28 protein-coding genes are annotated in these 25,792 nt (G+C 63.2%); 18 read left to right on the forward strand and 10 right to left on the reverse strand.

All coding sequences use genetic code 11. The features are described 5' to 3' along the window. Positions 1–149: 149 nt before the first annotated feature. Positions 150–1,589: a hypothetical protein gene (locus AB4M76_RS12865; protein WP_368442276.1), complete on the reverse strand. Its 1,440-nt coding sequence runs from the start codon at positions 1,587–1,589 to the stop codon at positions 150–152. Positions 1,590–1,805: 216 nt separating this feature from the next. Here AB4M76_RS12865 and AB4M76_RS12870 point away from each other — a divergent pair, with 216 nt between their 5' ends. Further along, positions 1,806–2,555 carry a WecB/TagA/CpsF family glycosyltransferase gene (locus AB4M76_RS12870; RefSeq protein WP_368442434.1) on the forward strand — a complete coding sequence of 250 codons (750 nt, stop codon included), beginning with the start codon at positions 1,806–1,808 and terminating at the stop codon, positions 2,553–2,555. Here AB4M76_RS12870 and AB4M76_RS12875 read toward each other — a convergent pair. The 4 genes from AB4M76_RS12875 to AB4M76_RS12890 all read right to left on the reverse strand — a co-directional run bounded on the left by AB4M76_RS12875 (position 2,552) and on the right by AB4M76_RS12890 (position 6,233). Continuing rightward, complete coding sequence (locus tag AB4M76_RS12875; protein ID WP_368442277.1) at positions 2,552–3,484, reverse strand: glycosyltransferase family 2 protein; 933 nt, start codon at positions 3,482–3,484, stop codon at positions 2,552–2,554. The two genes, AB4M76_RS12870 and AB4M76_RS12875, sit on opposite strands and share 4 nt — an antisense overlap. After that, entirely contained in the window at positions 3,481–4,536 is a 1,056-nt protein-coding gene (locus AB4M76_RS12880) for a glycosyltransferase family 2 protein (protein WP_368442278.1), read from the reverse strand. Before AB4M76_RS12880 ends, AB4M76_RS12875 begins: the two co-directional genes overlap by 4 nt. Before the next feature lie 66 nt (positions 4,537–4,602). Further along, complete coding sequence (locus AB4M76_RS12885) at positions 4,603–5,652, reverse strand: diguanylate cyclase (RefSeq protein ID WP_368442279.1); 1,050 nt, start codon at positions 5,650–5,652, stop codon at positions 4,603–4,605. Continuing rightward, complete coding sequence (locus AB4M76_RS12890; RefSeq protein ID WP_368442281.1) at positions 5,649–6,233, reverse strand: heme NO-binding domain-containing protein; 585 nt, start codon at positions 6,231–6,233, stop codon at positions 5,649–5,651. Before AB4M76_RS12890 ends, AB4M76_RS12885 begins: the two co-directional genes overlap by 4 nt. Positions 6,234–6,436: 203 nt before the next feature. On the opposite strand from AB4M76_RS12890, the gene AB4M76_RS12895 reads away from it, so the two are divergent. From AB4M76_RS12895 to AB4M76_RS12905, 3 genes are all read left to right on the forward strand, one after another. After that, positions 6,437–6,583, forward strand: coding sequence for a hypothetical protein (locus AB4M76_RS12895; protein ID WP_368442282.1), 147 nt, complete (start codon positions 6,437–6,439; stop codon positions 6,581–6,583). Positions 6,584–6,713: 130 nt separating this feature from the next. Then, positions 6,714–7,295, forward strand: coding sequence for a DUF998 domain-containing protein (locus AB4M76_RS12900; RefSeq protein WP_368442283.1), 582 nt, complete (start codon positions 6,714–6,716; stop codon positions 7,293–7,295). A gap of 3 nt (positions 7,296–7,298) precedes the next feature. Next, positions 7,299–7,826: a DUF421 domain-containing protein gene (locus AB4M76_RS12905; protein WP_368442284.1), complete on the forward strand. Its 528-nt coding sequence runs from the start codon at positions 7,299–7,301 to the stop codon at positions 7,824–7,826. 10 nt (positions 7,827–7,836) lie between these two features. Here the strand turns inward: AB4M76_RS12905 and AB4M76_RS12910 are convergent, their stop codons facing one another. Together AB4M76_RS12910 and AB4M76_RS12915 are read right to left on the reverse strand one after the other, a co-directional pair. Then, complete coding sequence (locus AB4M76_RS12910) at positions 7,837–8,547, reverse strand: HAD family hydrolase (protein ID WP_368442285.1); 711 nt, start codon at positions 8,545–8,547, stop codon at positions 7,837–7,839. Then, entirely contained in the window at positions 8,544–8,828 is a 285-nt protein-coding gene (locus AB4M76_RS12915; protein ID WP_368442287.1) for a DUF3572 domain-containing protein, read from the reverse strand. Before AB4M76_RS12915 ends, AB4M76_RS12910 begins: the two co-directional genes overlap by 4 nt. Before the next feature lie 96 nt (positions 8,829–8,924). Here AB4M76_RS12915 and AB4M76_RS12920 point away from each other — a divergent pair, with 96 nt between their 5' ends. After that, positions 8,925–10,316, forward strand: a complete 1,392-nt coding sequence (locus AB4M76_RS12920) for a diguanylate cyclase (RefSeq protein ID WP_368442288.1) — start codon at positions 8,925–8,927, stop codon at positions 10,314–10,316. Between the two features lie 173 nt (positions 10,317–10,489). After that, entirely contained in the window at positions 10,490–11,416 is a 927-nt protein-coding gene (locus tag AB4M76_RS12925; RefSeq protein WP_368442289.1) for a DMT family transporter, read from the forward strand. Here the strand turns inward: AB4M76_RS12925 and AB4M76_RS12930 are convergent. Continuing rightward, positions 11,349–12,047, reverse strand: coding sequence for a thiamine diphosphokinase (locus AB4M76_RS12930; RefSeq protein WP_368442290.1), 699 nt, complete (start codon positions 12,045–12,047; stop codon positions 11,349–11,351). The genes AB4M76_RS12925 and AB4M76_RS12930 overlap by 68 nt on opposite strands. A 53-nt stretch (positions 12,048–12,100) precedes the next feature. On the opposite strand from AB4M76_RS12930, the gene AB4M76_RS12935 reads away from it, so the two are divergent. Continuing rightward, positions 12,101–14,332 (forward strand): hypothetical protein, encoded by a 2,232-nt coding sequence (locus tag AB4M76_RS12935; RefSeq protein ID WP_368442292.1) that lies wholly within the window; start codon positions 12,101–12,103, stop codon positions 14,330–14,332. Positions 14,333–14,385: 53 nt separating this feature from the next. Here the strand turns inward: AB4M76_RS12935 and AB4M76_RS12940 are convergent, their stop codons facing one another. After that, positions 14,386–14,607, reverse strand: coding sequence for a DUF2842 domain-containing protein (locus AB4M76_RS12940; protein ID WP_368442293.1), 222 nt, complete (start codon positions 14,605–14,607; stop codon positions 14,386–14,388). A 4-nt stretch (positions 14,608–14,611) separates the two neighbouring features. Next, positions 14,612–15,907, reverse strand: a complete 1,296-nt coding sequence (locus AB4M76_RS12945) for an adenylosuccinate synthase (protein WP_368442435.1) — start codon at positions 15,905–15,907, stop codon at positions 14,612–14,614. A 560-nt stretch (positions 15,908–16,467) separates the two neighbouring features. On the opposite strand from AB4M76_RS12945, the gene secG reads away from it, so the two are divergent. From secG to AB4M76_RS13000, 11 genes are all read left to right on the forward strand, one after another. After that, positions 16,468–16,830: a preprotein translocase subunit SecG gene (secG, locus tag AB4M76_RS12950; protein WP_368442294.1), complete on the forward strand. Its 363-nt coding sequence runs from the start codon at positions 16,468–16,470 to the stop codon at positions 16,828–16,830. A gap of 179 nt (positions 16,831–17,009) precedes the next feature. Beyond that, positions 17,010–18,653, forward strand: a complete 1,644-nt coding sequence (locus AB4M76_RS12955; protein WP_368442295.1) for a CTP synthase — start codon at positions 17,010–17,012, stop codon at positions 18,651–18,653. Positions 18,654–18,799: 146 nt separating this feature from the next. After that, positions 18,800–19,591 (forward strand): 23S rRNA (adenine(2030)-N(6))-methyltransferase RlmJ, encoded by a 792-nt coding sequence (locus AB4M76_RS12960; RefSeq protein ID WP_368442296.1) that lies wholly within the window; start codon positions 18,800–18,802, stop codon positions 19,589–19,591. Positions 19,592–19,594: 3 nt separating this feature from the next. Continuing rightward, positions 19,595–19,888 (forward strand): DUF1330 domain-containing protein, encoded by a 294-nt coding sequence (locus tag AB4M76_RS12965; RefSeq protein WP_368442297.1) that lies wholly within the window; start codon positions 19,595–19,597, stop codon positions 19,886–19,888. 83 nt (positions 19,889–19,971) lie between these two features. Then, positions 19,972–20,409: a TerB family tellurite resistance protein gene (locus AB4M76_RS12970; RefSeq protein ID WP_368442298.1), complete on the forward strand. Its 438-nt coding sequence runs from the start codon at positions 19,972–19,974 to the stop codon at positions 20,407–20,409. Between the two features lie 69 nt (positions 20,410–20,478). Beyond that, positions 20,479–20,919: a TerB family tellurite resistance protein gene (locus tag AB4M76_RS12975; protein ID WP_368442299.1), complete on the forward strand. Its 441-nt coding sequence runs from the start codon at positions 20,479–20,481 to the stop codon at positions 20,917–20,919. A gap of 108 nt (positions 20,920–21,027) precedes the next feature. After that, the gene (locus AB4M76_RS12980) at positions 21,028–21,804 is read left to right on the forward strand and encodes an ABC transporter ATP-binding protein (protein ID WP_368442300.1); all 777 of its coding nucleotides are present in this window, start codon (positions 21,028–21,030) and stop codon (positions 21,802–21,804) included. A 25-nt stretch (positions 21,805–21,829) separates the two neighbouring features. Then, positions 21,830–22,567: a transporter substrate-binding domain-containing protein gene (locus tag AB4M76_RS12985; protein ID WP_174860057.1), complete on the forward strand. Its 738-nt coding sequence runs from the start codon at positions 21,830–21,832 to the stop codon at positions 22,565–22,567. Positions 22,568–22,647: 80 nt separating this feature from the next. Beyond that, positions 22,648–23,532, forward strand: a complete 885-nt coding sequence (locus AB4M76_RS12990; RefSeq protein ID WP_368442301.1) for an ABC transporter permease — start codon at positions 22,648–22,650, stop codon at positions 23,530–23,532. Next, positions 23,529–24,335 (forward strand): ABC transporter permease, encoded by an 807-nt coding sequence (locus AB4M76_RS12995; protein WP_368442302.1) that lies wholly within the window; start codon positions 23,529–23,531, stop codon positions 24,333–24,335. Before AB4M76_RS12990 ends, AB4M76_RS12995 begins: the two co-directional genes overlap by 4 nt. Positions 24,336–24,445: 110 nt before the next feature. Continuing rightward, on the forward strand, positions 24,446–25,780 hold the full coding sequence (locus AB4M76_RS13000) for a glutamine synthetase family protein (protein WP_368442303.1): 1,335 nt from the start codon (positions 24,446–24,448) through the stop codon (positions 25,778–25,780). Positions 25,781–25,792: the final 12 nt, after the last annotated feature.

The following is a 25,792-nucleotide window of genomic DNA, read 5'->3' on the forward strand; positions in this document are numbered from 1 at the left end:
GTCCTCAACGTCCCATCGCCTGCCGGGTCGCGGTGATACGCCCTGGGGGCTCAGTTAGACCCGATATCTGCTTACAACAGGGGAATCTGGCAAAAATGTGCCGCAACCGTGCTGAGAATCAGGTCCGACCGGCTTTGTTGATCCCCGGGTCAAAATACCGTGCGGCGCCGGCTTGGCAACTCGGCCCCTTCGGGGTGACGATAGCGGGACTGTCGCGCCTTTGCCAGCCGCTCGCCATGGCCAAGGAGCGCCCCGGCGCTGAGCCATGTGAGCGGCGTCAGCGTGGCGTTGAGCAGCATATCCATCATCGTGATGCCAAGGATCAGGGTCATCGGCGCGACCCAGGGCGCAAGCCCCGCATCGCCCGCGCGCCACAGGTGCAGCCCGATCAGGGCGATGGGCAGGGCCAGCAACCCCATCTCGCAAAGATACCCCAGCCAGCCAAAGGTGCCGAAGACAATGATCCAACGGCCATCGGGAACCGACAGGATGTTGCCGTTCGTCGCGTCCCGGACCAGATTGCGCCCCCAGCCACCCCAGCCAAACCACGGTTTTTCCGCGGCGCGGGCAAGCAGTTGCTCCTCATTGTCAAAGCGGTAGCCCAGCGATTGCGCGCGGTCTGCGCTGATCGCCTCGGCCTGGGCAAGGATCGCGTCCAAGGGCACCAGCCCCGCGTTGCGCAGCATCGGATAGATCACCGCAATCGTCGCGAAAACCAGCGCCAGCCGGATCTGCCAACGGGCGGGGGCGAGCAGCACCATCGGCACCAGCAACAGCGCATAGGCCTGGCTGGCGAGGCTCTTGCACAGGTAGAGCACCACCGCGAGGTAGGCAGTCCACAGCAGCATTTTCCAGCGGTCCAAGACCGGCGTCTGCCGCGCCAATGCGGCGGCTGACAGAAGCGCGATGCAGATGAACAGCGCCAGCCAAAGCGCATGCGGCAGAAAGACGATGGGCCGAAAGCCCCCGTTGCGCATCATCTGCTCAAAGGAATGCTGGAAGAAGCCGTAGATCCACGTGTTAAGCTGGGGAGAGAAGCGGATCTCAAAAAGGGCAGGCACAGTATAGATCAGCCCGCCCAGCATAAAGGCCAGCAGCAGCTCCCGCAGCCCGCGCTCATCCGCCAGGAACTGCCGCGCCAAAAGGAAAGGCACCAGCATCAGGGTTTGCCCGATCAAGACCGAACCGACATCCCGGATCGACTGGCCCGGCAGGGCATCGACGGGAAAGAGGATCGGCTCCAACCCGCGCAGGCTCTGAAACAGGATCGGATCGCCGTTGGTCAGCACCGTGGGGATCGCCGAAAGCACCAGTCCCGCCACCAGCAGGGCCGCAGTGCGCGAGGCAGGCCAAAGCTGCAACCTCTCGTTGGTCCCCAGCCAGAGGATCAGCAGAACGCTCAGGTTCGGGATCGACACTTTATCAAGCGCAGGCACCAGGGGCAGGTTGAATTCGGCCACGGGCGGCAGGAACAGATAGCCGCCAAGGACCGACCAGATCAGCGCCCGTTGCAGCGGCAGATTGCGAAACAGCGCCAGACAGACAAAGGGCCAGATCAGCAGCATCAGATAGGCAACGGGGTTTGGCATGTGATCCTTGCATAAGTCTGGTGCCGTGCTTCAGCGTGCGTGGCGAAGCGCGGTGCAAATTACCATCTGGCCTGCATCCTGTCATCCCGCTAGTTTCGTCCGTGACCTTTTTGCAAAGCATCTGCGCCAAGTAGATGCGCAATGAAATCAGGGGGATGCGGCCATGAGTTCACCCATTACATCACAGCTGCCTGCGAAGATCTGCGGCCTGCCCCGATGAAATTCGGGCATCATTCTGCGGCCGTTGAGATCAATGCGCCGAGCCGTGCCGCATTGTTTCGCGATCTGCGCGCACGTTTCGCCGCCGGAAAAGGGTTCGCCCTTGCCACGCTCAACCTGGACCATCTGACCAAACTGCCGCGCGATCCGGACTTTGCCGCCGCCTATGCCGCGCAGGATCTGGTGGTGGCCGATGGCCGCCCGGTGGTCTGGCTGTCGCAGCTCGCCCGGCAGCCGGTGGAATTGATGCCGGGGTCTGACCTGATCCTGCCGCTCAGTGAACTGGCGGCGGAACTGGCACTGCCGGTGGCGCTGTTTGGCAGCGACACCGAGGCGCTCGATGCCGCCGCAGAGGTCTTGCAGGCCCGCGTGCCGGGGCTGCGCATCTGTCACAAGGCGGCACCGCCGATGGGGTTTGACCCTGCGGGTGCCGAGGCCGACGCCGCCCTGCAAGCGATTGCGCAGAGCGGCGCGCGGCTTTGTTTTCTCGCCCTCGGTGCGCCGAAACAGGAACGCCTCGCCGCGCGGGGGCGCAGGGTGGCGCCGGGTGTTGGCTTTGTCTCCATCGGGGCGGGGTTGGATTTTCTGGCGGGCCATCAACGCCGCGCGCCGAAATTCATGCGGATGCTGGCGCTTGAATGGCTCTGGCGGGCGCTGCAAAGCCCGGCGCGTATGGTGCCGCGCTATGCCCGCTGTTTCGCGATCCTGCCCGGGCTGACCCGCGACGCGCTGCGCAGCCGAGGCTAGCGGTACTCGATAATCCGCCCGTCGCGCCGCAGGTGGTATTTCAGCACCCCGAGAGCCTCGGGGAATTTGCCAAGCAGGGTGAAAGCCCCCCAGAGTATGCCGCCGCGCCGCGCCAGCCGCAGCAGTTGCAGCGGATAGGCCAGCGCCAGTGCCACGGCGGTCCAAGGCGCGAAACTGGCCAGCAAAAGGATCATCCCCGGCAATAGCGCGCCCCAGAAAAGCGCCCGCCGGGTTTCGGCGACCCAATGCCTGTCCGGCCCCTTGCCATGTAGCGCGGCGCCTTCGGCAAAGCCGTGCCCTGCCCGCAGGCTGCGCCGCCACCACTGGCCGAAGCGGGTGACCTGCGCGTCATGCCATGTCATCTCCGCGTCGAGCCGGTAAATCTGCCACCCCGCCCGCCGCAGCCTTTGGCAGAGTTCTGGCTCCTCCCCCGCGATCAGGTCTTCGCGGTAGCCCCCCACCGCCCGCAGCGCCGACAGGCGCATCATCGCATCCCCGCCACAAGCCCGCGCTTCGCCGGGGGGGGTGTCCCACTCCCGATCGATCAAAGCGTTATAGATCGAAGCCTCGGGGTGTTCTTCGCGCCTGCGTCCACAGACCACCGCGACCTTCGGATGAGCGGCCAGATAGGTCTGCGCGGCCTCCAGCCAGCCTGCGCGCAGGATGCAGTCGCCATCCAGAAACTGCACCAGCGTGATATCTGCGCGCAGCACCGCAGCCCCGGCGTTGCGCGCCCGTGCCGCCGTGAAAGGGGTCGCCATATCCAGCGCTACCACCTCGGCCCCCAAGCCCCGCGCCGCAGCGGGCGAGCCATCCGTCGAGCCACTGTCAACATAGATGAGCTGTGCCACCTGCCCGTTGAGCGCCGCCAAGGACCGCCCGAGCCGCGCTCCTTCGTTGCGGCCAATCACCACCGCCGCCAGACTCACGCAGCGCCCTCGGCCCGCGTGGCGGCGACATGGGCGCTGTAGGTTTCCGACGGCACCAGAAAGCCGGCCCGGTACAGCAGTTCGACCCGGTTCCAGCGCCGGGCATCGAGCGAGAACAGCGATATGTCGGGGCTCTCGCCGACCACCGCCAAGCGTTTGGCATCCTCGCCATGGGCCAGATCCCCGGCGGCAAGGCTCTGCGCGTCCCGCGCGGCGGGGTCATTGGCGAATTTGTAATGTTTGATCACCGCCGTGACATCCGCCACTTTCACGCCGCACGACAGATGCGGATGCGGCGCCGGCGTGACCTCGGGCCCGTTAAAGATCAGCGGGTGTTTGGTAAGGCAGCAATCCTCGCCAAAGACTTTGCCCCGCACCCCCCCGAAAGTAAATTTCACGGCGTCATTGGACAGATGGTTATCCGCGAGCAGCGCAGAAAATGGGATTTCGGCGCTGTGATAATCCAGCTTTCGCAGCGCGCTGATGTCGAAGTAACGAAAATCGCGCAGCACCTCCGGGTAGGTCAGCCGGGCGGCTTCAGCGAGGCTGGCCTTCGGGAACATCTCAAGCATCTGCGCCGCCAGCGCGGTGTAGCCCTGCGCTTGCAAATAGGCCACCAGCCCTGGAATACCGATCTCCTTACGGCCTTCGAAATCCAGCATTTCATCCATGTCGACATAGAGACACCAGCGGTTTTTCCCGTATCTTTGGGCCGGGTACTGGCGGATCAGGTCTTCGTATTGCGCCAAAGGCAGCGGGCATTGGTCAATTACCGCGCCGGGTTCCGCCTTGATCCGCTCGATGGTGTCATCGGTCGAGCCATTGTCCATAAAGACGAAATGCTCCACGCCCATCGCGCGGTAGTGGGCGAAAAACCTGTCGAGGTAATAGGCACCGTTCCGCACGAGAGCGATCAGCACGACGTCATCGGGCGCGCTCTGCAACCTGTGCGGCCCGTGGATATGGCGCAACGACTTCGCAAAACGCGCCCGCCGGCGGGCGTCACGCAGCCGCTGGCGCGCGCGGCGAAAAAGATGCAGGGGCGACTTCATGCAACGGGTGATACGACAGGCCGGCTGCGCGGTCCACTGCCCTGACGTCCGATGCGCGACCCCCGGTCATCTGCCGCGAGACCGGGTGCGCCGCTCAGACGCAATGATCTCGGCGGGCGCATCCGCTGCCGGGCGGTCGCGCAGGTCTGGGGTGTAGAAGGTCTGACAGGCGCGGCCCGCATGTTTGGAGGCATAGAGCGCCAAATCCGCATCCGCCAGAATACCTTCAAGCGACAGCCTTTCGCCGCCTTGGATCCAGACCGTGCCGATGCTGGCCGAGATGGCGCAGGTTTTCCCTTCGAACAGGATCGGCTCTTCGAGCCGGTTGATGATGCGCCGCCCGATGCGTCGCAGGATTTCGTCATTGTTCATCTCGGGCAGAACCACGGTAAACTCATCTCCGCCGACCCGTGCGACCATATCCGTGCGCCGGGTTTCCTCAACCATCGCGCGGGCCACCACCTGCAGGACATGGTCGCCCGCCGCATGGCCCAGCGTGTCATTCACCGCCTTGAAGTAATCCAGATCAATATGCATCACCGCAAAGGCTTCGCGCGCCGCGATCAGCCGTTCCAGCACCGTGTTCAGCGCGCGGCGATTTTTCAGCCCGGTAAGCGTGTCGGTAAAGGCCTGTTCCTCGGCGGCGATCTTGGCCCCTTGCAGCCGCAGATTAAGCCGGCGCGAGGCTTCCATGGCGGCTGATTTCGCCTCCATCAGATAGAGCATTTCGATGGCCAGATCGGTGGCTGCAAAATCGGCGTTGGTCAGCGAATAGTCCCGCACCCCGTCCAAGATCGAGATGCCGAAGGACAGGTTCACGATCATCCGCCCGTCCGGTTTCGGCACCAACACCCCTTTCAGGGCGGTGCGGGGGGCGTCATGGAACTCAAGATGCAGTTTGATATCCGCGGCGCGGCGCAGATCATCCATGCTGCGGATGGTTCGCGGGCGTTTGACGGCAAATGCCTCAAGAAAACGCTGCCCGGTCAGGGGCGTCTTGGGCCGCAGTTTCTGAATTGTGGGCCCGGCGTGCAGGATATGGCCGGTCGGCGCCAGGACCAGATGCATCGGGCAAAGCACATCCAGCACCTCGGTCTGTTCCCAAGTTTCGCTCATGCCCGCGCCCCCAGATCAAAGCTGCGTCCGGCGGAATAGTCGGCGGCAACGATCTTGATCGTCAGCGTCTCGACCCCGTCGTTGCGGCCCGTATGATCCAGCAGGACCAGCGCGCCATAATCATCCGCCATGACCCGCAGCACGCCCATCATCAGATGGCCATAGCCCGCCACAGGCGCATCGCAGAGCAGCGAAAACTGCCGCTCGTCATGTTCGCGCAGCTCAACGCTGGGCAAGTCCAGATCCGCCAGCGCCAGTTTGGCCCGGTCGGGCAGATCATCGAGCGAATGCAGGAAATCACTGAAGTTCACCCCGCCAAAGCGCAGCAGGCGGCGCACGGCCTCATAGGTGGGATGCGACACGAGATAGGTGCCCAGATCCTCCATCACCTCGGCCCGCGGCCGCGCCAGCACCGCGCAGACCGCGTCGAGCATGCGCGGCGTAAGACTGTCGGCATAGCTGAGCATGGCTTCGAACTCTGTGAAATCCAGCCCCGCGCGCCCTGTGGCTTCGGCCCAGCAGGAGGGTCCGTAGCTGTCGCAGACATAGTTCTGAATGCTGCGGTTGATAAGCCCGTGCATGGCTGCCTCATTCCCGTGTTTCCCGGCAGCAAGATGCGCTGCCAAGGGTTAAGATTAGGCTGACGGATAAAGTTGTTCTGAAGTTTCCCGCGGCGGGCGGCTGGGGGCGAAGGCGATGCCGGGGAACCCCACCCGCGATACAGGCGTTGACTGCTTGGGAGCCAGCAAGCCCGCCCCCGAAACGCAGTAAGGGAGACTTTGACATGAGCGATCCGCATAAACGCCCCGAGGACGACAAAAAGACCCCGCCCAAGAAACCTGACGAGAAGCTGCACCGCCCCGAGGCCACGCTCGACGAAGCGCCGGCAGGCGGGCCGAACGCCGAAGAGCGCTCGCGCTTGTCGGACTGATTTTCGTCCTATCGCGGTTGGCTTTATCGCCAGCCAGCCCGCCGTCATAAAGTGAGACCAGCCGATGCAGCATCCAACACCGACACCCCGGCAGCAAAGTGCGCCGGGGTTTGTGATTTGTTTGAGTTGGGTGGCCATTCTGGGTTGTGTGATCTTTGCGGTGTCGATCCTGATTGCGGATTTCGTGGTGCCGGATCACGACTGGATCGCGGATACGATCAGTGATCTCGGGGCGGGCCGTTATGAGTTCATCGTCGACATCGGCATCTATGCCTTCTCGGCAGCCTTGATCGCCTGCGCGTTGCTCTGCGCGCATCTGCATCAGGGCCAGCGGAAATGGAGCGCCGGGATTATCGGGCTCGCTGGGCTGGGATTGATCGTGTTTCTGGTGGGCGCCCGCAATGAATACGGCGACCATGACACCGATGGCGTGGTGATTCACAGCTATCTCGTCTATGCGCTCGGCGTGCTTATGCTGCTGGTGCCTTGGCTGCTGTCCTATGGGCTGGCCCATTGCGCGCTCGGATTGGCTAAGACATTCAAGGTCCTCGCGGTTCTCTGGCTGCTCTTCGCGCCGCCGTTCTTTTTCCTGCCGACCAGTATCGATGGCCTCTATGAACGGGGCCTTGGGTTGATCGCCATGGCGATGGTGATCCTATTGGGGCGGTTCTTTATGCAACAGGGCCGCGCCCTGGCCGATGAAGCGGGGTAGATCATGTTTCTCGACAATACCTCTCTTGATCTTATCGCGCGGGCGGTCTTGCTGTCCGTCATCGCCTTGACTTGGGTGATCTTCGTCGTTCGGGTGATCGGCCTGCGCTCTTTCTCAAAGATGACGGCTTTCGATTTCGTAGCCACCATTGCCACAGGCTCGCTCTTGGCCGGCGCCTGTCAGGCCCCCACCTGGCCCGAGTTTGCGCAGCCCGCGCTCGCCATCGCCGCGCTGCTCGGTGCGCAATATACCGTAGCGCAGCTGCGTCAGGCGTCAGACCGTTTCGAATGGGTGGTCGAGAATGAACCGGTATTGCTGATGCGCGACGGGGTGATCCTGGATGAAGCCTTGCAAAAAACCCGCGTGGCGCGGGCCGATTTGATCGCCAAGCTGCGCGAGGCCAATGCACTGGATTTCTCTCAGGTGCGCGCGGTGGTGCTGGAGACCACGGGCAATATCTCGGTGCTGCATGGGGCGGAACTCTCTGTGGACCTGTTGGAAGGCGTGCGGCGCAGGGACAGCGAAGCCTGAGCCTCTGGGCTCAGCCCGCCTGCGCCCCTTGCAGCCCTAGCCACGCCGGCAGGTGACCGATATCCGGCAGAACCACATCCGCAAAAGGGGTCAGGACATCGGCCCGCGCCGGGCCCGTCAGCACCGCGACCGGCCGCATCCCGGCCTGCCGGGCGGCTTTCAGGTCGTGCAGACTGTCACCCACCATCGCGATCTGCGCGGGCGGCAGGCCGACATGGGCGGCAAAGGCAAGCAGCTGCCCCACCTCGGGCTTGCCGCCATGGCCAGAATCAAAGCCCGCGATAAAGTCGAACATATGCGCCACCCCCGCCGAAGTGAGATGCGCGCGCGCAGGGTGTTCCGCGTCATTGGTGGCGACCCCGAGCCGCAGGCCGCGGTCTCTCAACTGCTGTAGCAGCGGCATGAGCGGCACCGCCTCGGCCTGCGGGGCGGCGGCCGCTTCGGCGTTGATCGTGGCCAGCAGAGCCGCGCGCGGCTGGGCCGGGAAATGCGGTGTCAGGGCCGCAACGATCTGCTCCGGTGTGCCGGCAATGGCGATGCTGTCGCGGGTGAAATGCCGCGCCGCGAAATCAAAGCCTATGGCCGCCCCCGCCGCTGTCGCCTGCTCCCGGTCCCCCGCGCAGGCCCGCAAGAGAAACGCCTCGGCCCAGGGCACCCAGGTGGCGGCAAAGTCGAACAGCGTGCCATCCTTATCGAAAAGAACCGCCTTGATAGCGCTCATGTCCAATGCACCTCTTCACCGCCCGGGAGGGCAGCGCGGGCTTCCATGATCCGCTCATAGGGCACCGCGATGTGGTCGCAAAAGCCGATAACCCAGGCGTCATCCATCATCAGAAAATCCAGCACGGCCCCCAGAAAGACAGGATCTGCTGCCTGCGCTTTCACATCCGCTTCCGTCGCCCCGGTACTGCCGAGAAACACCGGCAGAAGGTCATCATTGGCCGCCAACCAAGCAAGCGCCCGCAATGCCAGAGTTTCAGCGGCTTCAGTTGTATAGGGCATCAAATCTCTTCTTTTCAGCAAGGTGGAAACGCTTTGTTAACCAATAGAGGTAAAGACTAAGGCAATAAACTGATTATCTACGACGAAGGAGCTGTCGTGCAGGGGACTATCCTTATCGTCGATGCTATCGCGACCAATCGGATCAGCCTTAAGGTCAAGCTCGCCGCCTCCTACAAGGTCATTCAGGCTGAGGATATCGCGCAGGCCATGGCCGCGCTGCGCAAATGCCCGCCCGATCTGGTGATCTGCGCATTGTCCCTGCCGCAGGGAGGCGCGGCGGATCTCTGTCGGCTGTTGCGGCAGCAATACCCCTCGCTTGAGGTGCCGATGTTGGCGATCGGGAGCCGGGATCGCGCCGACAGCCGGCTGGCGGCGCTGGAAGCGGGGGTGAGCGATGTGCTGCTGAAACCGCTCGACGATACGCTGCTTTTGGGCCGCAGCCGCAGCCTGATCCGGGCCCGCAACGCGGCCGAGGAATGGCAGATGCGCGACGGCACGACCCGCGCGCTTGGACTGGCCGAACCGGCGGCGGATTTCACACCGCAAAGCCATTGCGTCCTGATCCATGAGGATGGCGCGCGCCTGTTGGGATGGGCCAGCCGGCTGCGCCCCCGGCTGCGGGCAAAACTGTCCCTCGCCCGGCCCAAGGATGCGATTCGCGAATTTCCCCCGGAAGGGCCGCCAGATGCATTCATACTGGCCCTCCCCGCCGAACAGGGCGCGGCGACCACGGCCTGTCGCCTGATCTCGGACCTGCGGGCGAATGCGCATACAAGACATGCGGGGGTCTTGGTGGTGCAACTGGCGCCCGATACCGCGCTGGCGGCCATGGCGCTCGATCTGGGCGCGGATGATCTGATGACCGACGGGTTCGATCCGGCAGAAATGACCCTGCGGCTGCAGGCGCTGCTGCGGCGCAAGCGCATGGCCGACCAGCTGCGCGCCACCGTGCGCACCGGCCTCAAGGCGGCGGTTTTTGACCCGCTGACAGGGCTGCACAACCGCCGCTACGCCATGCCCCATCTTCGCCGTATCGCCGAACGGGGGCAGCAAACCGGGCGCCCCTTTGCCGTCATGCTGGCCGATCTGGACCATTTCAAACAGATCAACGATCAATACGGCCATACGGCGGGCGATGCCGTTCTGGTCCAGACCGCGCAGCGGCTGCGCGACAATCTGCGCGGCATGGATCTGGTGGCTCGGATCGGCGGGGAGGAATTTCTCATTGTCATGCCCGGCACCACGCTGGCCGAGGCGGAAGTGGCCGCCGCGCGGCTTTGTGCCGATATCGCGGAACATCCATTCAAGGTTGCCAGCCATGCCCGGCCTTTGCGCGTCACCATCAGCATTGGACTTGCGGTGGGCCCCGCCGCCGCCGACACGCGCGCGCTTTCTGTCGAGACGCTCCTTTCTGAAGCGGATCGGGCGCTCTACTCGGCCAAGACCATGGGGCGCAATCAGGTAACCCTGGGCCGCCCGGCGGCCTGATGCGCTGTGCCTAAGCGCGCATTCTGCCACGGGAATATCAAAGCGGCCTTCGGCGTCAGGTCGATGCGAGACCGGCGCATCGAAACCGTCGCGCAGACCCTCCCGCGATCCCCGCCGCACATTCTTTCAACCAATGATTGCGCGATGCGTTGATTTTACCGTAACCTCTGCCCATGCATCAGGACAAACCCATTCTCGGCGTGGCGCTCATGTTGGGCTTTTGCATTGTGGCTCCGGTGGGGGACGCGGTGGCCAAACTGCTGGGGGAATCGGTGCCGCTGGGACAGGTCGTTTTGATCCGTTTTGCGGTTCAGGCCGCCATCCTGATCCCCCTGGTTCTGAGCAGTCGCCGGGTTTGGCGAGTCCGGGGGAAGATCTGGTGGCTGATCCTATGGCGCACCTGTCTGCATGTGGCCGGGATCACAGCAATGTTCACGGCGCTAAAATATCTGCCCTTGGCCGATGCCGTCGCCATTGCATTTGTCATGCCGTTTTTCATGCTGATCCTGGGGGGGCTTGTGCTCAACGAACAGGTTGGCCCGCGGCGGCTCAGCGCCTGCGCCGTTGGGTTTCTGGGCACCCTTCTGGTGGTGCAGCCGAGCTTCGTCAGCGTCGGCTGGCCTGCACTGCTGCCGGTGGCCGTGGCGGCTATTTTCTCGCTTTTCATGCTCGCCACCCGCCAAATCGCCAAAGAGACCGACCCGATCAGCCTGCAGGCCGTGAGCGGGGTTCTGGCCGTGCTGATCGTGCTGCCGCTCTTGATATTCGGCTCGGCCAGCGGCTTTGCGCCGCTGCAAATCATCCGGCCCGACGCCTTTGACTGGACGCTTCTGCTGGGCATCGGTGTTCTTGGCACCATCGCGCATCTGTTGATGACCTGGTCCCTGCGCTACGCGCCGGCGGCCACGCTGGCGCCGATGCAATATCTTGAAATCCCATTTGCGACCCTGCTGGGGCTGGTGATCTTTGGCGATCTGCCCAACCCGCTGGCGGGGCTGGGGATTGTCATTATCATGGGCGCGGGTCTTTACGTTATTCTGCGCGAACGGGCCATTGCGCGCGATCTTGTTGCAACAAGCGCGCCACCAGCGGCGCCATAAGCCGCCGGGGCAGGATCAGCAGCATGTCCGGCCCCTCCATGGTCAGCTCCACCGGCCCCGTCGCCTCGTTTGACGTGCCGATCTGCCCGCCCGGCGCAAAGGGCAGCCCATCGATCGGCCAGCGCAGCCCTTTGCTCCTGCCCCGCACCGGCGCCAGCGGCATCAGTGAGACAACGTCGCCCGGCGCGGTGGGCAGCAGGATATGCGGCGGCGCGAGCAGTATGATTTCCAGCGGCCCCAGTAAGATACAGGGGCGGTGGGCAAAGGCCGCCAGCGTGTTGAAAGCCGCCAACTGGTGATCCAACCGCGCACCGGTAAAGCCCACCCCGAGGATCAAGGGCGCATTCACCCGGCTTAAGGCTTTGTCGAAATCGGTGCTGTCCTGCTCGGTGATGAGGTGGCGCTTGTCGCGGGGGATCTGCGCAAGCACCTCCGGCGTTGTCGAATCCAGATCCCCGATCAAGGCCGCCAAAGGCACCCCGGCCGCCACCGCTAGCGCCGCCCCGCCGTCTGCGGCCACGCAGGTCGGGGCTAAGGCGCGGGCTTCGCTCAGGTCTTTCAAATTGGCGACGCCGCCCCCGATCAAGGTGATTGGCTCCGATGCGTCAACAATGTAGTCTAAAATGGTCAATTAACGCCCCTTTTGGAAATCTGCCTTAATCTCGCCTTGAAATCATACGTTGAATGGCACAGATTCGGGCCGCTTTGGTCTTGGACATCGTGGTAAACGATACCTGCAACACCGCAGAGGACGAGCATCCGATGATGAACAGCAACAAAATTCTGACGGTCTCCTATGGCACTTTTTCGTGCACGCTGGAAGGCTTCGACGACAGCTTTGGCACGATGAAGGCCATTGCCGAGTATTTCCGTGATCTGGCATCAGATGACCGTTACTTTGGCGCGGAGCCGCCCCAGCCCGATGCTGAGATGTTGGCGCGTATTGCACAGAGAGAAGTGTCCCGCCGGGTGCAGGCGCGCGAGCAGGAAGGCAAGATCGTGCTGAGCGCGCTGGAAGATCAGAGCGCCGCAGCCTCTGGCGTTGCGGCGCCTCAAGTTGCACAGGCCGCCCCTGCCCCTCAGACTACCGCCGCCCCTCAGGCTGCCGCCACCTCTCAGGCCGCTCCCGCGCCGCAGCCAGTTGCCCCCCAGCCTGTCGCTGCGGAGGCAGAGCCTGCCGATACCGCGGCACTGGACGCCGAGATTGCCGACACCGCCGCCGTTGCAGCAGCGCAGCCGGTTGAAGCGCCCGCCAGCCCGAAAGCCGAAGCGCCTGTCGCCGATGCACCTGCTGCGGAAGCGCATGCTGTGGAAACGCCCGAGGATGAGGCGGTTGCGGCTGAAGCAACAGAAGCCGAAGCCTTCTTTGCAAGCAGCCCGCAGCCCCAGACCGATTATGAGGATGAGGCGCCGACCGCCACTGCCGAAGACGTCACCACCGCCCCCGCGCCTCCCGCCGACAGCATCGCCGCCAAGCTTCAGCGCATCCGCGCGGTTGTCGCCCAGCAGGACGAAGCCGAGGGCTATGACGATGAGGATGCCGCGAACGCCGCCGCGCCCGAGATGACCGCCAGCCCCAGCGAGACCGCGCAGAACGACACTGCCATCACGGCGGCACGTCGCGAGATTGAAGAGGCACTGGAGGCGGATGAGGCAGCCGATGCAAGCGCCGAGCAGGACGCAGCTGCGGCCGAAGACGACGATCTGGCCGAAGCCCTGAACCGGTTTGAGCAGGGCGATGCCGCTGCGGCGGACGCGGCCCCTGAGCCTGCGCGCGACGAAAGCGAAAAACCGGCGCCGCGCGGTCGGGTTATCCGGGTCCGGCGTGCCAAGCTGGACGCCGCTGTCAGCCGTGGCGATCTGGAAGAGGTGACCGAGCCGAAGGCCGAGACCGCGCAAAACGACAGCGAGGCGACAGCCAAAGCCAAGGCAAGCGGTTCCTCCCTTTCGCCGGAGGAGGAAGATGATCTGGCCCGCGAGCTCGCCGCTTTGGAAGCGGAATTGGCCGGCGCGACAGCTGCGGAGCAGGAAGCCGAGGCGCCGACGCCAGAGATCGAAGACACTTTGGCGGTTGAAGCCGAGGTCGACGAAGCCCCGCTGTCTGAGGAAGCGCTTGAAACAGTTGCAGCCGAAGAGCCTGAGACAGAAGAGCCCCACAGGGAGGCACTGGAAACGCCCGCCGCCGCTGAGACGCCTGCCGAAAGCGAAGCGGCACAGGCCGCGCGCCGCAGCCTGCCCACCATCGACGATGAGACCAGCCCTGATATGTCGCGCCTTATGGCCGAAACCGACAGTAAGATGGGCGAGCCGGAAAGCGCGACCCGGCGGGATGCCTTTGCCCATCTGCGCGCTGCCGTGGCGGCGAAAAAGGCGGATGAAGCCATGGGGGGCCGCGCCACGACCGCAACCGCCGACGATGCCTATCGCGAGGATCTGGCCGAAGTGGTCCGCCCCCGCCGTCCGGTCAGCCGCCCCGCCCGCACCGAGCGTCCTTCTGGCGATGCCCGCCCCGCGCCGTTGAAACTGGTGGCCGAGCAGCGCATCGACGTGGAACAGATGCGCCCCACCGGCCCGGTGCGCCCGCGCCGTGTTGCCGCTGTGGTGGAACCTTCCAAAGCCAACCCGGACGCCGAGAGCTTTGCGGATTTCGCGGCAGACATGGGGGCGACCAAACTGCCCGAACTGCTCGAAGCGGCGGCGTCCTATATGTCTTTCGTCGAAGGCCGCGATCAGTTTTCGCGCCCGCAGTTGATGGGCAAGGTCCGCTCGGTCGGGCTGAATGAGTTCTCCCGCGAGGACGGGCTGCGCTCCTTTGGCCAATTGCTCCGCGCGGGCAAGATCGAAAAGATCAAAGGCGGGCGTTTCACCGTGTCGGAAGACATCGGCTACCGCCCTGATCACCGCGCGGTTGGCTAAGTCCGCCCCCATCCGAAATACGAAAAAGCGCCTCGCGGGGCGCTTTTCCTGTTTCAGTCTTCTGCGTCGGGGTCGGATTGGCCGATCCCCTTGAACACGAAACGCAGCGGGATCGCCCAGATCAGGCCGAGCAGGATATAGATGCCCAGTTCCAGCAGGACCGGCGGCCGGTCGAACTGCGCCACCGCCCAGACCGCCACGGCGATATAGCTGGGCAGGCCGATCAGCAGGATCACCAGCGCCCAACGACGGCGGGCCTTGTAGCTCAGCGCCACCGGATCAATCCGCGAAGGGGTCGGTCACCAGAATGGTGTCCTCCCGCTCCGGCGAGGTGGAGACCAGTGCCACCGGACATTGGATCAACTCTTCGACCCGACGCACATATTTGATCGCATTGGCCGGCAGATCGGCCCAGCTGCGCGCGCCTTCGGTCGATTCGGACCAGCCCGGCAGTTCCTCGTAGATCGGCACGCAACGGGCCTGCTGCTCGGCGGCGGTGGGCAGATAGTCGAGCCTTTCGCCGTCGAGATCATAGCCCACGCAGACCTTCAGCGTCTCGAACCCGTCGAGCACGTCGAGCTTGGTCAGGCAGATGCCGGTGATGCCGGAAGTGGCACAGGTCTGGCGCAGCAGGGCCGCGTCGAACCAGCCGCAGCGGCGCTTGCGCCCGGTGGTGGTGCCAAACTCATGGCCGCGCTCGCCCAAGCGCTGGCCGTCGGCGTCTTCCAATTCGGTCGGAAACGGGCCTTCGCCGACGCGGGTGGTATAGGCTTTGACGATGCCCAGCACATAGTCGATGGCGGTGGGGCCAAGGCCCACGCCGGTCGCCGCCTGCCCCGCGATCACATTGGAGGAGGTGACGAAGGGATAGGTGCCAAAATCGATGTCCAAGAGCGCGCCCTGCGCCCCTTCGAAGAGGATGCGTTTGCCCGCTTTGCGCTTCTCGGCCAGCACCTTCCAGACCGGCGCGGCGAAAGGCAGGATTTTCGGCGCGATTTCCTGCAGTTGCGCGATCAGCGCATCGCGGTCGATGGCTTCGACGCCCAAGCCTTTACGCAGTGGATCATGGTGCTGCAAGGCGCGGTCGACGCGGGCTTCCAGCGTGGCCGCATCGGCCAGATCAGCCACGCGGATCGCGCGGCGACCGACTTTATCTTCATAACACGGCCCAATGCCGCGCCCGGTGGTGCCGATCTTGGTGCCCTTGGAGGCGGCTTCTTCGCGGGCGCGGTCCAACTCGCCGTGGAACGGCAGGATCAGCGGCGTGTTTTCCGCGATCATCAGGTTCTCGGGGTTGATCTCCACCCCCTGCCCTTCGATCGTCGCGATCTCATTCATCAGGTGCCACGGGTCGAGCACCACGCCATTGCCGATGACCGACAGCTTGCCGCCGCGCACCACGCCCGAGGGCAGCGCGTGCAGTTTGTAGACCTTACCGTCGATGACCAGGGTATGGCCTGCGTTATGCCCGCCCTGGAAACGCGCGATGACGTCTGCACGCTCCGAGAGCCAGTCCACGATCTTGCCTTTTCCCTCGTCGCCCCATTGGGCGCCGACAACGACGACATTGGCCATGATATATTCCTTTGCGATGTCCGGCGCCCGTATAGCGACAGTGGCGGCCTTGTGAAACTGCAAAAACGTCGCGCCCCGGGGGACGGGCGCGCGCATTTTCTGGCCTCCGGCGAAAGTATTCGGGGCCAAGAAGAACAGCGGCGCAGGGCGGAGTTGCTGCAGGGAGGCTCAAGGCGCAGCGGTTTCCAAAGCGCGGGCAGCCTTTCGCCGCCGGCAGGGTTTCGGGGGCCGGGTTGCAGCAGCCCCCCGCCAATCCCGGCAAATGCTTCATTTCCTTCAAAACTATCCATGCCCGGAATCGCGGATTTCATGCTATAGTAAGGCTACGAAGCGAGTCTGCACCACCTTATTTCCAGGATTGCCCTCTTACATACTGTGGTTGAGTACTGCTTCAAAAGACCGCCGTCCCCATGCGGCGGTCTTTGCTTGTGGCGCGGTTTCGCGGCCCCCTTAATCTCCGTCGTAGCTGATCGGATCGCCGCTCTGCGCCAATCCACCCTTGCCCCCATGGGCAAAGACGCATAGATACCCGCCAACCAAAACCGAAAGCAGTCTTGCCCATGGAAAATGTCGTTCTGATCATTCACCTGATTCTGGCCCTTGGCCTGATCGCCGTGGTGCTGCTGCAACGGTCTGAGGGCGGCGGCCTTGGTATCGGGGGCGGCGGTGGCGCTGTTTCGGGTCGCTCTGCCGCGACGGCTTTGGGCAAGATGACCTGGATTCTCGCCATCGGTTTTATCGCCACCTCGATCACCCTGACCATCATCGCGGCTGAGAAATCTGCAGGTTCTTCGGTAATCGACCGGCTGAGCGCGACACCGCCGGCGCAGAACCAGGACGGCAGCCCGGCCTTGCCCTCGGGCAATGATCTGCTGCCCCCGTCGGCAGACAGTGACACGCCTTTGGTCCCCGCGGCTGATTAACCTAGCAAACACAAAACCTTGAGGCACGGCCCGGCTTGGCAACATCATGTTGCGGCGGGCCTTGCTTTGAACATCCGAATCCTATAAGGCTTAAATCCCGTGGTGCTGCGGTTTTCCGCAGCGCGTTTGGTTGGTTTTTGCCTGCAACAAACTTTGATTTCACGGGGGTCTCTGATCACATGGCACGCTATATCTTCATCACCGGCGGTGTGGTCTCGTCTTTGGGCAAGGGGCTGGCCTCGGCGGCCTTGGGCGCTTTGCTTCAGGCACGCGGCTTTTCGGTGCGTCTGCGCAAGCTTGATCCTTACCTGAACGTTGACCCCGGCACGATGTCGCCTTTTGAGCATGGTGAGGTTTTCGTTACCGATGACGGGGCCGAGACGGATCTGGACCTTGGGCATTACGAGCGCTTCACCGGCGTCGCGGCGCGCAAAACCGACAGCATCAGTTCGGGCCGGGTCTATTCCACGGTGCTGGAGAAGGAACGCCGGGGCGATTACCTGGGCAAGACCATTCAGGTCATTCCGCATGTCACCAATGAAATCAAAGACTTCATCGAGATCGGCGATGATGAGGTCGATTTCATGCTCTGCGAGATCGGCGGCACCGTGGGCGATATCGAAGGCCTGCCCTTCTTTGAAGCGATCCGCCAGTTCTCTCAGGACAAGCCGCGTGGCCAGTGTATCTTCATGCATCTGACGCTGCTGCCATTTGTAAAGGCGAGCGGCGAGTTGAAGACCAAGCCGACCCAGCACTCGGTCAAGGAATTGCGCTCCATCGGTATTGCGCCTGACATTCTGGTCTGCCGCTCTGAAGGGCCGATCCCGGCGAAAGAGCGGGAGAAACTGGCGCTCTTCTGCAATGTGCGGCCCGACTCTGTGATCGCGGCGCAGGATTTGAAATCGATCTATGAGGCGCCGCTGGCCTATCACCGCGAGGGGCTGGATCAGGCGGTTCTGGATGCCTTCCAGATCACCCCGGCGCCCAAGCCCAATCTGACCCGTTGGGAAGATGTGGCCGACCGTATCTACAACCCCGAAGGCGAGGTCAAAGTCGCCATCGTGGGCAAATACACCCAGCTTGAGGACGCCTATAAATCCATCGCCGAAGCGCTGACCCATGGCGGCATGGCGAACCGGGTCAAGGTGAAGGTCGAATGGGTCGATGCCGAGATTTTCGACAGTGAGGACGCCGGCCCGCATCTTGAAGGCTTCCATGCGATCCTCGTCCCCGGCGGCTTTGGCGAGCGCGGGACCGAGGGCAAGATCAAGGCCGCGCAATATGCGCGCGAGCATAAGGTGCCCTATCTCGGCATCTGCCTTGGCATGCAGATGGCGGTGATCGAGGCGGCGCGCAACGTGGCGGGGCTGAAGACGGCCGGGTCGGAAGAGTTCGACCATGAGGCCGGGAAAAAGCGGTTTGAGCCGGTGGTCTATCACCTCAAGGAATGGGTGCAGGGCAATTACAAAGTCGCGCGCGCGGTCGATGATGACAAGGGCGGTACCATGCGTTTGGGCGCCTATGACGCGACCTTGGTCGAAGGCTCGCGGGTGGCGGAAGCCTATGGCACCACGACAATTGATGAGCGGCACCGGCATCGCTATGAGGTTGATGTTGCTTACAAAGACCAGCTGGAGAAGGCCGGGCTGAAGTTTTCGGGCATGTCGCCGGATGGCAAGCTGCCGGAGATCGTGGAGTGGACGGATCACCCGTGGTTTATCGGGGTGCAGTTTCACCCAGAGCTGAAATCGAAGCCCTTCGATCCGCATCCCCTGTTCAAGGATTTCGTGCGGGCGGCGAAGGATGTGTCGCGCTTAGTGTAAGACAGAAGGCCCGCGCTTTACGCCGGGCCTTTTCGCTATCGAGTGCCCCCCATCTAGCCCGGCCTCAAGCCGCAGCCGCAGGAGCTCGGCATCCTGCCGCCCCTCTTTCGCATTGCGCCCGCCACGCCATCCGCTACACCTGAGCCATGCTCAGCTATCAACATATCTACCACGCCGGGAATCTTGCAGATGTGCATAAACACGCGCTGCTGGCGTGGATGCTGTCTTATCTGACCCGCAAAGACAAGCCGTTGACCTATCTCGAAACCCACGCCGGGCGGGCGCTTTATGACCTCTCTGACGCGGCGGCGGAAAAGACCGGGGAGGCGCGGCAAGGGATCGACAAGGTGGCCCATTGGTTCGCGCCCGATCACCCCTATGCCAAAGTCCTGCACGACCTGCGCGAAGCCCATGGCCCGCGCGCCTATCCCGGCTCGCCGCTTTTGGCCGCCAAGCTCCTGCGCCCGGATGACCGCATCCATCTGGCCGAGTTGCACCCCCAGGAGCACAGCGCGCTTGATCTCGCGATGTCGCCCTACCCGGTGAAATGCCACCTCAGCGACGGGTTCGAAATGGCCTTTGCCCTCACCCCGCCGACGCCGCGGCGGGGGATGCTGCTGATTGATCCAAGCTATGAGATCAAGACCGATTACGAGATCATCCCCCGCCAGATTGCCAAGCTTCACCGCGCCTGGAACGTCGGGATCATCGCCCTGTGGTATCCGATCCTGACCAATGGCGCGCATCTGCCGATGCTGGGTACGCTTACCGCCCATCACCCCGAGGCGCTGCGCCACGAAGTGCGCTTCCCGCCGGCGCGGCCCGGGCATGGCATGGTCGGCTCAGGCATGTTCGTGATCAATCCCCCCTACGGGCTCGACAATGAGGCGCAGAACCTCACCGCCCGTTTTGCCACTTTGACCCAACAGGAGAGATAACAGATGCCCAAAGGCTATTGGATCGCCACAATGGATATCCACGACGTTGCGATCTACGACAAATACCGCGCCGCCAATGCCAAACCCTTTGCCGATTATGGCGCGAAGTTTCTGGTACGCGGCGGCACCCAGCAGATCCGCGAAGGGCAGATGCGCGCGCGCACCGTGGTGCTGGAATTTGCAAGCTATGCCGATGCGGTGGCCTGCTATGAAAGCCCCGGCTACCAACGCGCCAAGGACATCCGCCTGAATGTGGCAGATGGGTCACTGGTGATCGTCGAAGGCTACGACAGTTAAGCCGCGACAGCCGTTTCAGGAACCACCCCGCGCCATGCGCAGTTTCCCATGAACAAGCTGATCTTCTGCGTTAAGTGAGCCCTATGCTGACCCGATTGTTCCCCCGCCGCAAGACCCCGCCAAAGCCGCTGCCCCAGCCCAATGCGCAACTGGCTTTGGGCGCGCTTCTGGTGCGGGTGGCCTTGGCCGACCGTACCTACCGCGCCTCCGAGATTGGCCAGATTGACCGCATCCTCGCGCAGACCTTTGGCCTCAAACCCATCGAGGCAGCGAAACTGCGCGCCACCTGCGAAGCCTTGGAACGTGACGCGCCCGGCACGCCGGAATTCACGCGGATCCTGCGCGAAGAGGTCGACTATGCCGACCGTAAGGCGCTTGGCGAGGCGATGTGGCAGGTGGCCCTTTCGGATGGGGAGCGCAACGAACAGGAAGAGATCCAGCTGGTTGCCATCGAAACGGCGCTCGGGCTTTCTGATGAAGACATGGCCGCGGCCCGTGCCAAGGCCGTCAATTCGCTCTAGATCACCCCGCGCGCCGCCCCGGCCCCGCATGGGTTGGCCTTTCCCAAGCTCAGGACTATATCGCAGAACATGTTTGGTGATTTCCTCAAGCGGCTGACCCAGCCCGAGCCCGACCCCATGGCCGATAGTGACGCCCGCCTCGCGCTGACCGCGCTTTTGGTGCGCATCGCCCGGTCCGACAATGATTACGCCATGAGCGAACGCCAGTTGATCGACCGGATCGCCGCGCGGCGCTATGGGCTGAGCGAGGACGGTGCCACCGCCCTGCGCAAGCAGGCCGAAGAGCTGGAAGCCCAGGCGCCTGATACTGTCCGCTTTACCCGGGCGATCAAGGATGCGGTGCCCTATGAGCAGCGGCTCGGCGTGATCGAGACCCTCTGGCAGGTGGTTCTGGCCGACGGCAGCCGGTCGGACGAGGAAGACGCGCTGCTGCGGCTGGTCTCCAATCTGCTGGGGGTCACCGATACCGACAGCGCCATGGCCCGCCAGCGCGTCGCCGCCGAGGATTGACCTAGGGTCAGGCAAACCCCGCTTCCTTCGGCCTCGGAAACGACGTTGCAATCATTCCCGTTTTGTCGCTTTATAGCGCACTGAAACGACAGATTGGCGACCGCTTCCGTGACCACAGATACACCCGTGATCCAGATCCAGAACCTGCACAAAGCCTATGGCGCGCTGGAGGTTCTCAAAGGCGTCGATCTGACCGCCCCGCGCGGCCATGTGATCTCTCTGATCGGGTCGTCCGGGTCGGGCAAATCCACGCTGCTGCGCTGCTGCAACCTGCTTGAAGACAGTCAGCAGGGCGAGGTGATTTTCAAGGGTGAACCGGTGCGCTGGAAAGGTGACGGCCACCACCGCTGCCCGGCCGACGCCAAACAGGTGCTGCGCATTCGCACGAATCTGTCGATGGTGTTCCAGCAGTTCAACCTCTGGGCGCATATGTCGATCCTGCAAAATGTGATGGAAGCGCCGCTGACCGTCTTGGGTCGCGACCGGGCCGAGGTCGAGCGTGCCGCGCGGGCCTATCTGGACAAGGTCGGCATCGGAGACAAATGCGATGTCTATCCGGCACAGCTCTCGGGCGGCCAGCAGCAGCGCGCCGCCATTGCCCGCGCGCTTTGCATGGAGCCCGAAGCGCTGCTCTTTGACGAGCCGACCAGCGCGCTGGACCCGGAACTGGAACAGGAAGTTGTTAAAGTCATCAAAGACCTCGCTGCAGAGGGGCGCACGATGGTGATCGTGACCCATGACATGAAACTGGCGGCTGACGTCAGCGATCATGTCGTGTTTCTGCACAAAGGTCTGATCGAAGAACAAGGGACGCCCGAAGAAGTCTTTGGCGCGCCCAAATCGGAACGTCTGCGTGGGTTCCTATCGGCAACCCAGCCTGCGTGAATAAAAAACCAAAGGGAGCAACCTAATGAAGAAGATTCTACTGGCGACAGCCGCATTGAGCCTGACCGCGGGCATGGCCGTTGCCGAAAGCCACGGCAAGACCATCCGCATGGGCACCGAGGGCGCCTACCCCCCCTATAACTTCATCAACGACGCTGGCGAAGTGGACGGGTTTGAGCGGGAACTGGGCGATGAGCTGTGCAAACGCGCCGAGCTGACCTGCGAATGGGTCAAGAACGACTGGGACAGCATCATCCCGAACCTCGTGTCGGGCAACTACGACAACATCATGGCCGGGATGAGCATCACCGATGAGCGCCGCGAAGTCGTGGCCTTCACGCAGGACTACTACCCGCCCACCGCCTCGGCCTATGTCGCGGCCTCTGAAGACGCGGATATCGAAGGCGGTGTTGTTGCCGGTCAGACCGCGACCATTCAGGCCGCGCATGTGGCCGAAAGCGGCGCCACGCTGATCGAATTCGCCACCCCGGAAGAGACCGTCGCCGCCGTGCGCAACGGCGAAGCCGATGCGGTCTTCGCGGACAAGGACTACCTCGTGCCGATCGTTGAGGAATCCGGCGGTGAGCTGATGTTCGTGGGCGACGATGTGCCGCTTGGCGAAGGCATCGGCATGGCACTGCGCCAGTCCGACGAAGACCTGCGCGAGACGTTCGACGCGGCCATCACCGAGATGAAAGAAGACGGCTCGTTGAACGAGTTGTTGAAAAAGTGGTTCGGCGACGAAACCACCATCTACGAGTGATCCAACCTCAGGCGCGCTGCAGCCGGCGCGCCTGACCTTCCCTGCGCGAGACCTTTGCGCGGATTAGCCCATGGGGGCATATGTTCTCTTTTTGCACCGACCCATCGCTCCTGAACGACTGGTTCTGGACTGCCTGTTACCTGACAACCGGCGTCCATATGTCCTTCTACCTGTCCTTTCTCAAGGTCTTGCTTCTGCTCGCCGTGACCGCCCCGGTGGCGCTGGCCTTCGGCTTTGGCGGGGCGATGCTGGCGCGGGCGCGGTTCGCGCCGCTCAGCTGGGTTGGCAAGGGCTATATCGCGCTGGTGCGCGGTGTGCCCGATATCGCCTTTTTCCTGTTTTTCGTCATCGCGCTCGATCAGGGCATCGAATATCTGCGCCACAAGGTGCTCTGCCCCGATTGGGACATGCCGATCCGTCAGGGCAATGATTTCGTGGTCTGTCAGGCGGCGAAAATGCCTTTGGGCAATGCCGCGCAATGGGTGCATGAGACCTATGGTTTCGCCCTCGCCGTGTTCACCTTTGCCATCGTCTTTGGTGCCTTTGCCGCCAATGTGCTCTTCGGGGCCATGCGCGCGGTGCCGCATCCGCAGCTTGAAACCGCCGCGGCCTACGGGATGACCCACCGCCAAACCTTTTGGCGCGTGCTGGTGCCGCAGATGTGGGTCTATGCCCTGCCGGGCCTCAGCAACCTGTGGATGGTGCTGATCAAAGCCACGCCGCTGCTGTTTCTCTTGGGCGTCGAAGACATCGTCTATTGGGCGCGCGAGCTTGGCGGCACCAAGACGCCGCGGTTCACCGATTACCCGCACCCCGACTACCGCATGTGGTATTTTCTGGCGCTGCTGGTCTTCTACCTGCTTTTCACCCGCATTTCCGAAGTGGCACTGGACCGTTTGATGAAACGACTGACACGCGGCCAAGCCACCACCGGCGGCGAAGCCCAGCGGAGGGCGGGCGCATGAGCTGTCTGCAAACCATCCAAGACTACGGCCTGCGCTCGCTGGGCTATGGCGAGAGACTGCTGCCGCGCGAAGGGTTTACCCTCTGCGAGCAGTTCACGCTGATCGGCTCGGGCATGATCTGGAACATCTACTTCGGCGTGGTTGCCTTGCTGACCGGGTTCTTCTTTGCCACCGCGCTTGGCGTCGGCAAGGCCAGTGCAAACCCGTGGTTCCGCAAGCCCGCCGAATGGTTCATCTTCATCTTCCGCGGCTCGCCGCTTTTCATCCAGTTCTTCTTTGGCTACTTCCTGTTCCTGTCGCTGAAGTCGGAATACGCCTTTTTCGCGCCTTTCACCGCCGCATGGCTCGGCGCGCTGATCGTGCTCTTTCTCAACACTGCCGCCTATTCGGGCGAAATTTTCTACGGCGCGTTGCAATCCATCCCCAAGGGCGATGTGGAGGCCGCCGATGCTTACGGTCTGTCGGGCTGGTCGCGCTTTCGCCGGGTGATCTGGCCCACGTCTTTGCGGCTGGCATGGCCCGCCTATACCAATGAGGCGATCTTTCTGTTTCACGCCACCACACTGGTGTTTTTCAGCGGTTTCCCGGCCTGGCAGCAACGCGGCGATGCGCTCTATTATGCGAGCTATTTCGCCGACAAGACCTTTAACCCCTTCGTGCCCTACCCGATCCTTGCAGGCTATTTCATTCTGCTGACGCTCTGCATCATCGGGGTTTTCGGTTTGATCAATTCCCGGCTCAACCGCCATCTGCCCCAAACAGAACGCCGTAAAATTCGCTTGCGTCCTAATCTGATCCGGTAGTACCAAGTATTTGATCAAATTATCCGGCGCGTGGGCGTCGACCGCTTTCGCCCTCTTTTTGCAGGGAGCGAATGGCCTCAAGACATGCCCACCGCCCTTGCAGGTGACGTATGAACAATTGGCTTCGCAAACATCCCCAAGTCCGCACCATCCGCGTGGCGGCGGCTGACCTCAACGGGCAGGCCCGCGGCAAGCGCATCCCCACCCGGTTCGCCGATAAGGTAACCGAGGAAGGCACGCGTTTTCCGGTCTCCGTGCTGAACCTCGACATCTGGGGCGAGGACATTGACGACAGCCCGCTGGTCTTTGAAACCGGCGATGCCGATGGCGTGCTGAAACCGACCGAGCGGGGCTTTATGCCGATGCCATGGCTCGACGCGCCCTCGGCCCTGCTGCCGATCTGGATGTACCGCGAAGATGGCCGCCCCTACCCCGGCGATCCGCGCCATGCGCTGCGGGCGGTGCTGGACCGCTACAAGGCGCGCGGGCTGACGCCGGTCTGCGCGGTGGAGTTGGAATTCTTTCTGATCGACGATTCGGGCCGCAACCTTCAGGTGCCGCTCAGCCCGCGCTCGGGCAAGCGCCGCAAGGCCGCCGAGACCATGTCGATCCGCGCGCTCGACCAGTTCGATCTGTTCTTCACCGATCTCTATGACGCCTGCGAGGAAATGGACATTCCCGCCGACACCGCGATCTCGGAAGCGGGTCTGGGGCAGTTCGAGATCAATCTCATGCATTGCGACGACGCCCTGCGGGCGGCGGATGATGCCTGGCTCTTCAAGATGCTGGTCAAAGGGTTGGCCCGGCGCCATGGCTTTGCCGCGAGCTTCATGGCGAAACCCTATGAGGACTACTCCGGCTCCGGCCTGCACACGCATTTCTCGGTGCTGGATCAGGACGGGAACAACGTCTTTGACGATGGTGGCCCCCGCGGCACCGACATGATGCGCCATGCGGTCGCGGGCTGCATGGCCGCGATGGAAGGCTCTGCGCTGGTCTTTTGCCCCCATGCCAACAGCTTTGACCGGATGGTGCCCGGCGCCCATGCGCCCACCGGCGTCTGCTGGGCCTATGAGAACCGCACCGCGGCAATCCGCATCCCTTCGGGCAGCCATAAGGCGCGGCGGATCGAACACCGGGTCTCGGGCGGCGACGTGAACCCCTATCTGATGCTGGCCGCCGTGTTGGGTGCTGCGATCAACGGCATCGAAGACGGGCTGGAGCCGCCGGAGCCGATCACCGGCAACGCCTATGCCGCCGATCTGCCGCAGATGCCGAGCGACTGGAAAACCGCGATTGATCTGTTCGAAGCCTGCCCCCATGTCGCCCGCATCTTCGCGCCCGAAATGGTGCGCAACTTCGTGCTGACGAAACGGCAGGAATTGCATTACATGCAGGAACTGACCCCCCAAGAGCAGGTCGAGATCTATCTCGACACCGTGTAACAGGTGACCCTC

Source organism: Sulfitobacter sp. PS-8MA, from assembly GCF_040933935.1.
GTDB lineage: Bacteria > Pseudomonadota > Alphaproteobacteria > Rhodobacterales > Rhodobacteraceae > Sulfitobacter.

Coding starts and splice junctions, on each gene's coding strand:
- AB4M76_RS12910 (WP_368442285.1), bottom strand. CDS start 8,547: ATGAGCGCTATCAAGGCGGTTCTTTTCGATAAGGATGGCACGCTGTTC.
- AB4M76_RS12880 (WP_368442278.1), bottom strand. CDS start 4,536: ATGAAGTCGCCCCTGCATCTTTTTCGCCGCGCGCGCCAGCGGCTGCGT.
- secG (WP_368442294.1), top strand. CDS start 16,468: ATGGAAAATGTCGTTCTGATCATTCACCTGATTCTGGCCCTTGGCCTG.
- AB4M76_RS12925 (WP_368442289.1), top strand. CDS start 10,490: ATGCATCAGGACAAACCCATTCTCGGCGTGGCGCTCATGTTGGGCTTT.
- AB4M76_RS12975 (WP_368442299.1), top strand. CDS start 20,479: ATGTTTGGTGATTTCCTCAAGCGGCTGACCCAGCCCGAGCCCGACCCC.
- AB4M76_RS12890 (WP_368442281.1), bottom strand. CDS start 6,233: ATGCACGGGCTTATCAACCGCAGCATTCAGAACTATGTCTGCGACAGC.
- AB4M76_RS12915 (WP_368442287.1), bottom strand. CDS start 8,828: ATGCCCTATACAACTGAAGCCGCTGAAACTCTGGCATTGCGGGCGCTT.
- AB4M76_RS12955 (WP_368442295.1), top strand. CDS start 17,010: ATGGCACGCTATATCTTCATCACCGGCGGTGTGGTCTCGTCTTTGGGC.
- AB4M76_RS12935 (WP_368442292.1), top strand. CDS start 12,101: ATGGCACAGATTCGGGCCGCTTTGGTCTTGGACATCGTGGTAAACGAT.
- AB4M76_RS12895 (WP_368442282.1), top strand. CDS start 6,437: ATGAGCGATCCGCATAAACGCCCCGAGGACGACAAAAAGACCCCGCCC.
- AB4M76_RS12985 (WP_174860057.1), top strand. CDS start 21,830: ATGAAGAAGATTCTACTGGCGACAGCCGCATTGAGCCTGACCGCGGGC.
- AB4M76_RS12870 (WP_368442434.1), top strand. CDS start 1,806: ATGAAATTCGGGCATCATTCTGCGGCCGTTGAGATCAATGCGCCGAGC.
- AB4M76_RS12990 (WP_368442301.1), top strand. CDS start 22,648: ATGTTCTCTTTTTGCACCGACCCATCGCTCCTGAACGACTGGTTCTGG.
- AB4M76_RS12960 (WP_368442296.1), top strand. CDS start 18,800: ATGCTCAGCTATCAACATATCTACCACGCCGGGAATCTTGCAGATGTG.
- AB4M76_RS12945 (WP_368442435.1), bottom strand. CDS start 15,907: ATGGCCAATGTCGTCGTTGTCGGCGCCCAATGGGGCGACGAGGGAAAA.
- AB4M76_RS12965 (WP_368442297.1), top strand. CDS start 19,595: ATGCCCAAAGGCTATTGGATCGCCACAATGGATATCCACGACGTTGCG.
- AB4M76_RS12905 (WP_368442284.1), top strand. CDS start 7,299: ATGTTTCTCGACAATACCTCTCTTGATCTTATCGCGCGGGCGGTCTTG.
- AB4M76_RS12885 (WP_368442279.1), bottom strand. CDS start 5,652: ATGAGCGAAACTTGGGAACAGACCGAGGTGCTGGATGTGCTTTGCCCG.
- AB4M76_RS12970 (WP_368442298.1), top strand. CDS start 19,972: ATGCTGACCCGATTGTTCCCCCGCCGCAAGACCCCGCCAAAGCCGCTG.
- AB4M76_RS13000 (WP_368442303.1), top strand. CDS start 24,446: ATGAACAATTGGCTTCGCAAACATCCCCAAGTCCGCACCATCCGCGTG.
- AB4M76_RS12865 (WP_368442276.1), bottom strand. CDS start 1,589: ATGCCAAACCCCGTTGCCTATCTGATGCTGCTGATCTGGCCCTTTGTC.
- AB4M76_RS12995 (WP_368442302.1), top strand. CDS start 23,529: ATGAGCTGTCTGCAAACCATCCAAGACTACGGCCTGCGCTCGCTGGGC.